Here is a 6,134-nt window from a genome sequence, read left to right as displayed (position 1 = left end):
CGCGGGTCCCGTCCGGGTTGCGGGTGTGGGCGCACGGGGGACCACCCGGCGGCGGCGCGGCTCGCACAGCGGCACGCGATGACCCGCGCGCGGGAGCTGCTGGTGATGCGGGCGGAGTCGGCACGCCAGGAGTGGCCCGAGCCGCGGCTGCCCGGGGGCGTCCGCCTGCGGACCTTCGTGCCGGGCCGGGACGAACGGGCGATGGTGGAGGTCAACGCCCGCGCGTTCCACTGGCACCCCGAACAGGCGGCTTTCGACGTGGCGCAGCTGACCGACGCCGAGCGGGAGGACTGGTTCGACCCGGACGGGTTCTTCCTCGCGGAGAACGCGGAGGGCGAGCTGGTCGGGTTCCACTGGACGAAGATCCATCCGGCGAACCCGCACCGGTTCGGCGGAACCCCGGTCGGCGAGGTGTACGTGGTGGGTGTGGATCCCGCCGCGCAGGGCGGCGGGCTCGGCAGGGCGTTGACGCTGGCCGGCCTGCGGTACCTCCGCGGGCGCGGACTGGACCAGGTGATCCTCTACGTCGAGGGGGACAACGCGCCCGCCGTGGCCGTCTACCGCGCGCTGGGCTTCGACACCGTCGAGACCGACGTGCAGTACGCCCTCGACGGCTGACCCCGTCACCCCGGTCGGGGACCGCCCGGGCCGGGCCACCCCGGAGGGCGGCCCGGCCCGAGCGGGAACGGCAGGGTGGACGACTCAGCCGAACCGGCCGGAGATGTAGTCCTCGGTGGCCTTGTTCTGCGGGGTGGAGAAGATCGTGGTGGTCTCGTCGATCTCCACGAGCTCACCCGGCTCGCCGACGCCCTTGAGGTTGAAGAACCCGGTCGTGTCGCTCACCCGCGCCGCCTGCTGCATGTTGTGCGTGACGATCACGATCGTGTAGTTCTCCTTCAGCTCCAGCATCAGGTCCTCGATGGCCTGGGTGGAGATCGGGTCCAGCGCCGAGCACGGCTCGTCCATCAGCAGGACGTCCGGCTGCACGGCGATCGCCCGGGCGATGCACAGCCGCTGCTGCTGGCCCCCGGACAGGCCCGAGCCGGGCTTGGTCAGCCGGTCCTTGACCTCGGTCCACAGGTTCGCCGACCGCAGCGAGCGTTCGACGATCTCGTCCATCTCGGCACGGCGGACCCGCTTGTTGTTGAGCTTGAGCCCGGCGGCCACGTTGTCGTAGATGGACATCGTCGGGAACGGGTTGGCCTTCTGGAAGACCATGCCGATCTGGGTGCGCACCCGCACCGGGTCCACGTCCGGGGCGTAGAGGTCCTGGTCGTCCATGAAGACCTGACCCTCCACCCGCGCGCTCGGCACGAGTTCGTGCATCCGGTTGAGGGTGCGCAGGAACGTCGACTTGCCGCAGCCGGAGGGCCCGATGAGCGCGGTGACCGACCGTGGCTGGATGGTCATCGACACGCCCTGCACGGCGAGGAACTTGTCGTAGTAGATGTCGAGGTCCTTGACCTCGATGCGCTTTGCCACAGTGCTTCCTTACCAGGTCTCCCGCGTCAGCCGCGGGTCTTCGGTGCGAACAGTCGGGAGATCAGCCGGGCGACGAGGTTGAGCGCCATCACGATGATGATCAGCAGCAGCGCGGCCGCCCACGCCCGGTCCAGCGACGGTCCGGGAGGCGTCCCGGGGCTGACGTACTCGTAGTAGGCGAACACCGACAGGGTGGCCATCCGTCCGTCGAACGGGTCGAAGTTGTCGCCGGAGGTGATCCCCACCGTGATCAGCAGCGGGGCGGTCTCCCCGATCACGCGGGCGATGGCGAGCGTGACCCCCGTGGCGATGCCCGCCAGGGCGGTGGGGAGCACGACCTTCAGGATAGTGCGCCACTTCGGCACTCCGAGCGCGTAGGAGGCCTCCCGCAGGTCGTTGGGGACGAGCTTGAGCATCTCCTCGGTGGACCGGACGACCACGGGGATCATCAGCACGCTGAGCGCGACCGCGCCCATGACGCCCATCCGCACCCCGGGGCCGAAGATCAGCGCGAACAGCGCGTAGGCGAACAGCCCGGCCACGATCGAGGGGATGCCGGTCATCACGTCGACGAAGAAAGTGATCGCCTTGGCGAGCTTGCCGCGGGCGTACTCGACGAGGTAGACGGCGGTGAGCATCCCGACCGGGACCGAGATCGCCGTGGCGAGCCCGGTGATGATCAGCGTGCCCAGGATGGCGTGGTGGACGCCACCGCCCTCGCCGAGCACGCCGCGCATCGACCAGGTGAAGAACTCGGCGTCGAACCGGGCGAGCCCGTTGGTCAGCACCGTGACCACGACCGAGATCAGGGGGACGAGCGCGAGCAGGAAGGCCCCGGTCACGACCGCGGTCACCAGCCGGTCGGTGGCCTTGCGGGCGCCCTCGACGGAGCGCGACCAGCTGTAGAGCACGACGGTGTGGCCGAGCGCGGCGACCACCGCGGCGGCCACGACGTGCCAGCCCGCCAGCCACAGGCCGACGCCCGCGGCCGTGGCGAGGGCCAGCACCGCCCACGGCGCGTACTTCGGGAGCTGGCCGTGGGTCAACGGCACGCCGGCCAGCGGGGCGTGGAGATCGGTCCCGCCGGTCTCGGGGGTTCTCGTCGAGGTGGGCATCAGTTGGCTCCCGAGAAGTCCTTGCGGCGCTCGATCACCGCGCGGGCCGCCATGTTCACGAGCAGGGTCAGGGCGAACAGCACCAGGCCGGAGGCGATCAGCGTGTTGACGGCGATGCCGGTGGATTCGGGGAACTGGAGCGCGATGTTCGCCGCGATCGTCGACGGGTTACCGGTGCCGATCAGGTTGACCGTGACACCGCCCGAGACGGACAGCACGATGGCCACGGCCATCGTCTCGCCGAGCGCGCGGCCCAGGCCGAGCATCGAGGCACCGATCACACTGGACCGTCCGAACGGCAGCACCGCCATTTTGATCATTTCCCACCGGGTGGCCCCCAGCGCCAACGACGCCTCCTCGTGCAGGCGCGGCGTCTGGCGGAAGGCCTCCCGCACGACGGCGGTGATGATCGGCAGGATCATCACCGCCAGCACGAGGATCGCCACGAGCATCGTGCGGCCGGTCGCGGAGGCCGGGCCCGCGAAGAACGGGATGAACCCGAGGTGCTCCGCCAGCCACCGGGTCGGCTCCACCGTCAGCGGTGCGAGCTGGGTGAAGCCCCAGAGACCGTAGATGATGCTGGGCACGGCGGCGAGCAGGTCGATGAGATAGCCGAGCCCCTGCGCGATGCGGCGGGGGGCGTAGTAGGTCACGAACAGCGCGATCGCCACCGCGAGCGGTGCGGCGAGCACGAGCGCGAACACCGCGGAGAGCACGGTGCCGAACAGCAGTGGCCACACGTAGACGGCCACCCCGCCCTCACCGGGGATCTCCCCGGCGGGGGCGGTGAGCGCGGGCCACGCCTCCACGAGCAGGAACGCGGCCACCCCGGCGAGGACGACGAGGATCAGGACGCCCGCCCCGGTGGAGGCTCCTGCGAAGATGCGGTCCCCCGGCCGCCGCGGTGTCCGGCCGGCGCGGGGCTGTTCCGCTGTGCTGGGCAATTGCCTTCCCTTTCCTGTGCTTACCGCCCGCACACGGGCGTTCGGGTGGTCACCCTACGGAGGTGGCCACCCGAACGTGTGCGACTCCGCGCGGCGCTCAGCTGCCGGAGCCGGAGCCGATCGCAGCGACCGCGGGTTCGAGGTCCTTGCGCAGTGTGTAGGACAGCGGGGCGGAGCCCGCGTTCTCGGCCGCGGTGTCCTGTCCCTCGGCGCTGAGCATGTACTCGAAGTAGGACCGGACGAGCTCGGCCTTGCCGGAGTCATCGTAATTCGTGCAGGCCAGAGCGTAGGACACCAGCACGATGGGGTAGGTCCCGGACTCGGTGGTGTCCCGGGCGACGTCGTAGGCGTAGCTGTACTCGCCCCGCCCCTCGATCCGCTCGGAGACCTCCAGCACCTTCGCGGCGGCGTCCGGCGAGTAGTCGACGAACTCGTCGCCGACGCCGACGGAGACGGTGCTCAACTCGCCCGCCTGACTCGCGTCGGCGTAGCCGATCGTGCCGTTGCCGTTGCGGACGGCCTGCACGACACCGGAGGTGCCCTGCGCGGCCTCACCGCCCGCCACCGGCCAGTCCCCGCTGACCTCGTGCGGCCATGCCTCGGGGGCCGCGGCGGAGAGGTACTCCAGAAAGTTCTCCGTCGTGCCGGACTCGTCCGAGCGGTTCACCGGGGTGATCGGGGTGTCGGGCAGTTGCGCGTCCGGGTTGTCCGCGGCGATCTCCGGGTCGTTCCAGGTGGTGATGTCCTGGTTGAAGACCTTGGCGATGGTCTCGGGCGAGAGGTTGAGCGTGTCGACCCCCTCGAGGTTGAACACGAGCGCCACGGGGGAGACGTAGACCGGCAGCTCGACGACCTCTCCGCAGCGCTCCTTCGCTCCGGCGAGCTCCTGCTCGTCGAGGTAGGCGTCGGTGCCGCCGAAGTCGGATCCACCGTTGACGAACTGCTCGCGGCCGCCGCCCGAGCCGATGGGGTCGTAGTTCACCGTGACGTCCGGGTTGCTCTCCACGAAGCCCGCCTGCCAGGCAGCCTGGGCGGCCTCCTGCGAGCTGGCTCCGGCACCGGAGATCGTTCCGGCGAGGCCCGAGCCCCCGCCCGGGCCGTCTCCGCGCTCGTTCACGGCGGTGCAGGCGGTGAGCGCGAGCGTCGCCACCGCGGGAAGGGCGAGGGCGAGGCGCAGGGAGTGACGCTGCACGGGAAACCTCTTCCGATGAGTCGTGGCCGGCCGTGGCCGGCCGCTGGGGTTGCTCACGGAACGAAACGCTATGGCCGGGACGTGACACCCCAGGGCAGTGTCGGTGAACAGCGACTGAACGGAACCCGACGACGGTCGGACGTCACGGCGACATCACGGATGGGTGACGTCGGGTCGGCGCATGGCCGGACGTCCCGTGTGCGTTCGCGGGGACGTCCGGCCGTCGCGGGGGGTGGACGGGGACTGCGGGAGGCTCAGACGTCGGACGTGGAGTACCCGGGCATCCGGCCGGTGACGACGAACACCATCCGCCGGGCGACCGACACCGCGTGGTCGGCGTAACGCTCGTAGAAGCGGCCGAGCAGGGTGATGTCCACGGCGGCGGAGACCCCGTGTTGCCACTCCTTGTCCATGATGACGCTGAACAGGTGCCGGTGGATCTCGTCGACCTGGTCGTCGTCGGACTCGATGGCCCGGGCGGAGTCGACGTCCCGGGTGCGGATGACCTGTTCGGCCCGGCGGGCCAGGCGCACCGAGGCCCGCCCCATGTCGTCGAAGTACTGCCGCACGTCGTCCGGAAGCACCGGGTCGGGGTGCCGCCTGCGGGCCGCCTTGGCGACGTGCAGCGCCAGGTCCCCCATGCGTTCGAGACTCTCCGCCGCGTGGATCGCGGCGAGGATCACCCGGAGATCCGTCGCCACCGGCGACTGGAGCGCCAGCAGCGCGTACGCCTGCTCCTCGCAGTCGGCGCGGGCGTCGTCGACCAGGGTGTCGTCGCTGATGACGCGCTCCGCGAGTTCGAGGTCGGTGTCCAACATGGCCCGCGTGGCGCGCTCCATCGCCTCCGCGACCTGAGTGCACATGTCGGCCAGTTTCGACGCCAGATTCTCGAGTTCGACGTGGTAAGCCTCGCGCATGCGGCTCACTCTACGTCCGGCTCCGCACGGACGCCGCATCGCGGGATGAACCCTCGGTGAACCGGAGCTGTCAATTCCCTACGCCCGCCTCCCCCGACGTTCGCGGACACCGGGGGAGGCGGGTCGGGCCGTTCAGTCCTCGTCGTCGTCGTCGGAGTTCCGGCCGTTGCGGGGGGCACCGACGGAGACCACCTTCTGCAGTGCGGTGCGGGTCTGTTCGATGCGGGCGGCGAACTTCTGCCGCTTCGCCCGGCGTTTCTGTTCCTCGGCCTCCAGCTCGTCGTGGGCCGCGGAGAACCGCGCCAGCGAATCGTCGATCTTGCGGATGTTCGCGACCGAGTCGTCGATCGGTTCCAGCTGATCGGTCATCGTCAGCCGGTCCTCGAGCGAACGCTCGTCGCGGGACAGGGGCCGGCCCGGGGCGTCCCCGGCGTCGCCCGCGTCGTCGCCGACCTCGGGCTCCGGCGACGCGGGCGGTGCGGCA

General features: G+C 70.6%; 5 protein-coding genes and 2 pseudogenes. 1 reads left to right on the top strand and 6 read right to left on the bottom strand.

The features are described from left to right. Positions 1-618: pseudogene (mshD, locus tag SACPADRAFT_RS27285) on the top strand (mycothiol synthase); the annotation flags it as partial. A gap of 84 nt (positions 619-702) precedes the next feature. Here mshD and pstB read toward each other — a convergent pair. From pstB to SACPADRAFT_RS34410, 6 genes and pseudogenes are all read right to left on the bottom strand, one after another. After that, a complete protein-coding gene (gene pstB, locus SACPADRAFT_RS0211850; RefSeq protein ID WP_007026078.1) occupies positions 703-1,482 on the bottom strand; it encodes a phosphate ABC transporter ATP-binding protein PstB in 780 nt (259 codons plus the stop codon). Between the two features lie 26 nt (positions 1,483-1,508). Then, positions 1,509-2,597, bottom strand: a complete 1,089-nt coding sequence (gene pstA, locus SACPADRAFT_RS0211845) for a phosphate ABC transporter permease PstA (protein ID WP_007026077.1) — start codon at positions 2,595-2,597, stop codon at positions 1,509-1,511. Beyond that, positions 2,597-3,541: a phosphate ABC transporter permease subunit PstC gene (pstC, locus tag SACPADRAFT_RS0211840; RefSeq protein ID WP_007026076.1), complete on the bottom strand. Its 945-nt coding sequence runs from the start codon at positions 3,539-3,541 to the stop codon at positions 2,597-2,599. Before pstC ends, pstA begins: the two co-directional genes overlap by 1 nt. Before the next feature lie 97 nt (positions 3,542-3,638). Next, complete coding sequence (gene pstS, locus SACPADRAFT_RS0211835) at positions 3,639-4,733, bottom strand: phosphate ABC transporter substrate-binding protein PstS (protein WP_007026075.1); 1,095 nt, start codon at positions 4,731-4,733, stop codon at positions 3,639-3,641. Between the two features lie 254 nt (positions 4,734-4,987). Next, positions 4,988-5,650, bottom strand: a complete 663-nt coding sequence (gene phoU, locus SACPADRAFT_RS0211830) for a phosphate signaling complex protein PhoU (protein ID WP_007026074.1) — start codon at positions 5,648-5,650, stop codon at positions 4,988-4,990. A gap of 132 nt (positions 5,651-5,782) precedes the next feature. Further along, positions 5,783-6,134, bottom strand: a pseudogene (locus SACPADRAFT_RS34410) (LCP family protein); the annotation flags it as partial.

It is taken from the genome of Saccharomonospora iraqiensis subsp. paurometabolica YIM 90007 (assembly GCF_000231035.2).
Taxonomy (GTDB): domain Bacteria; phylum Actinomycetota; class Actinomycetes; order Mycobacteriales; family Pseudonocardiaceae; genus Saccharomonospora; species Saccharomonospora paurometabolica.
The sequence above is the reverse complement of the archived record's forward strand: the minus strand, read 5'-3'. Positions and strand labels throughout refer to the sequence as shown.